This is a genomic window from Acetomicrobium mobile, assembly GCF_937920065.1.
In genome coordinates, this window is the sequence record NZ_CALETC010000102.1 from 1 (window position 1) to 2,674 (window position 2,674).

The window sequence follows — 2,674 nt, forward strand, 5'->3', positions numbered from 1 at the left end:
GCCAGTACTCACGGGCATAGTGGTTGCAGGAAGAGTCGGGTCTTCCATGGCGGCCGAAATAGGGACCATGAAGGTCACTGAACAGTTGGACGCGCTCAGGGCCTTTGGATTGGACGAGTATGTCTTTGTCGGATTGCCCAGAATTTTAGCTAGTTTGGTAATGGTTCCCATTTTAACGATCTATTCAATGGTCGTTGGCACCTTAGGCGGATATTTTTATGTTGTAGTTCGAGGCGTCCATTCCTTGATCTTCAAGGATTCCATAAGGCTGTTAGTTGACACCTACGATATCAACGGCGGATTGATAAAATCAGTGGTGTTCGGCTTTGTGGTGTCAATAGTAGCCTGCGCATGTGGTTTTAGAGCGCAAGGAGGAGCCAAAGGCGTCGGGGAGACGACGACTCTGGCTGTCGTGTGGAGCAATATGTTAATCTTGGTACTGAATTATATACTTTCGACAATTCTTTTTGGAGGAAAGGTTTAGTGACGGAGGAAGTCTTGCGTCTCGAGGAAGTTATAAAATCTTTCGGCGATAATGTGGTGCTAAAAAACCTTTCTTTTTCGGTAAAAAAAGGCGAGATTATAGCTTTGATGGGTCCGTCGGGCTGTGGGAAGACGACGGTTTTGAGGCTTGTGTTGAGGTTAATTGAAGCCGATGAGGGCAGAGTGTGGCTTTACGGAAGGGACATAACTCATCTTCCCGAAAGGGACTTGATAGATATAAGGAGGAAGGTTGGCATCGTATTTCAAGGCGGAGCCTTGTTCGATTCCATGACAGTGTTTGAAAATGTGGCATTTCCGCTCCGTTACTGTCTGGGCATTAAAGACGAAGAAAAAATGCGCGATATGATTGCCATGATGTTGGAATCCGTCGAGTTGCCCGGCATTGAAGATTTGATGCCTGCCGATTTGTCCGGAGGGATGAGAAAGCGAGTTGCACTTGCCCGTGCGCTTGTGTATAATCCATCTTTTCTATTGCTCGACGAGCCAACAACGGGGCTTGATCCTCAAACGGCCAGACACATTGACCGCCTCGTAGTTAATTTGAGCAAAAAATATAACGTATCGGCCATGGCCGTAACTCACGATGTGGTATCCGCATTAGGCGTTGCAGATCGCATTCTCTTAATGAAGGATGGAAGGATAGCATGGCTAGGTACGCCTGAGGAGTGGGAAACTGCGACGGATCCAGAAGTCGTTTCCTTTCTCCAAGGCACTAAATCCATTCGCCAATGGGGGTGTGCCCCGTGAAACGTGAGATAAAAATCGGTCTCGTCGTCTTTGTAGGATTGGTACTGCTCGGTGGATTGGTTTTCCTTTCAGGTGGTCGTTTGATACGCGAAAGGGGCAATGTTTTATATGTCTTATTGCCGGAGGCGAGGGGATTGCCCCCGGGTGCCCCCATTTACATATCTGGAGTGGAATCAGGATACGTGAAAGATGTACTCCTGACCAAAGAGGGAGTAAAGATCCTTGCCTTTATAAAGAATGGGCTAAAAATTCCCATCGACAGCGAGTTTATTGTGCAAGGGGGGGGACTTTTGGGAGAGGCATCACTTCAGATAAGACGAGGGACGAGCGATACCTTCATTGAACCTCCCGGTCCTGTAAAGGGAACGGTTGCACCCGATGTGTGGAGCGTGCTCGAGGAGGTGGAGCAGAATCTGAGCTCCCTTCGTTCCTTTTTAGATAACATCAGCGGAATCATGGGAGATGAAGAGATCGAAGATCTTAAAGAAGCAATAAAGGAAATCCCTTCCTTTTTAAAAGAGGCAAAGGAAGCTTCCTTTCGCATAGGAAAATTGGCAGATGATGGAAGCGCCTTTTTGACCGATACAGGCAAACGCATGGATGCTTTTTTTAATAATGCTAACGAGCTGATCTTGAACGCGAATGAAATAATGGCAGAAAACAAACAAGACCTCCGGGAAACTGTGGCGTCCACGAAGAACCTCGTCTCTAAATTAAGCACAATAGTTGAACAGCTTGACGAAGATAGTCTCTTTGCCATGGACATAAAACAACTAGTAAAAAGCGTTCAGGATGCGGCAGTCTCCGTTGAGCGATTTGTAAATGAGCTTGATGTAACTTTTTTTGGTGAAAACGAGGTTGAAAGTAAAAAGGGAAACCTCCCTGAATTGTTGCAAGATGTGAGGGAAACCCAGGAAGTTGCTAAAAAGGCTTTAAAGACCATGCAGGAAATCGAGATCAAAGGAGATGTCTCTTTAAGGGGGAAGACCTTCGGCAGTGGGGATGACGCCTATATGGACGTTAACGTAGTGGTTGGCATGAAAGATAGGCCTAACTTTTTGCTCTTTGGCGTCGATGACATTGGCGATGGCAGCGATTTTTCCTTAAGTTACGGCTACAGATGGCGTTGGATTTCTCTTTGGGGAGGACTGGTCAGGGATGACCTTGGCGTGGGGTTTAAGTGGGGCGATCCGGAGACCTTTCCCCTGCAATTGATAGGTAAGTGGTGGGATGACGGATCAGGCGCATGGTCTCTGGAAGGACGCCTCGGGCTGGATGATCGATATGGTTTGCTTTTCCGCCATGACGAACTTGATGATGAGAGGCGCGAATCAGTTGGCGTATACTATAATTTCTGAAGGTGATAGGGTTGTTTATTACTTTTGAGGGAATAGATGGCTCCGGAAAGTCTACGCATGCGGTA

At 47.1% G+C, this 2,674-nt stretch carries 3 protein-coding genes; all 3 read left to right on the forward strand.

Annotated features, from left to right (window positions below; translation table 11 throughout):
- Positions 1-484 (forward strand): ABC transporter permease (locus Q7P41_RS04425; RefSeq protein WP_303882439.1); only part of this gene is annotated, 484 nt, incomplete at its 5' end.
- Positions 484-1,251, forward strand: a complete 768-nt coding sequence (locus Q7P41_RS04430; RefSeq protein ID WP_303882441.1) for an ABC transporter ATP-binding protein — start codon at positions 484-486, stop codon at positions 1,249-1,251. The genes Q7P41_RS04425 and Q7P41_RS04430, both read left to right, overlap by 1 nt.
- On the forward strand, positions 1,248-2,609 hold the full coding sequence (locus tag Q7P41_RS04435; protein ID WP_303882443.1) for an MlaD family protein: 1,362 nt from the start codon (positions 1,248-1,250) through the stop codon (positions 2,607-2,609). The genes Q7P41_RS04430 and Q7P41_RS04435 overlap by 4 nt, the downstream gene beginning before the upstream one ends.
- Positions 2,610-2,674: the final 65 nt, after the last annotated feature.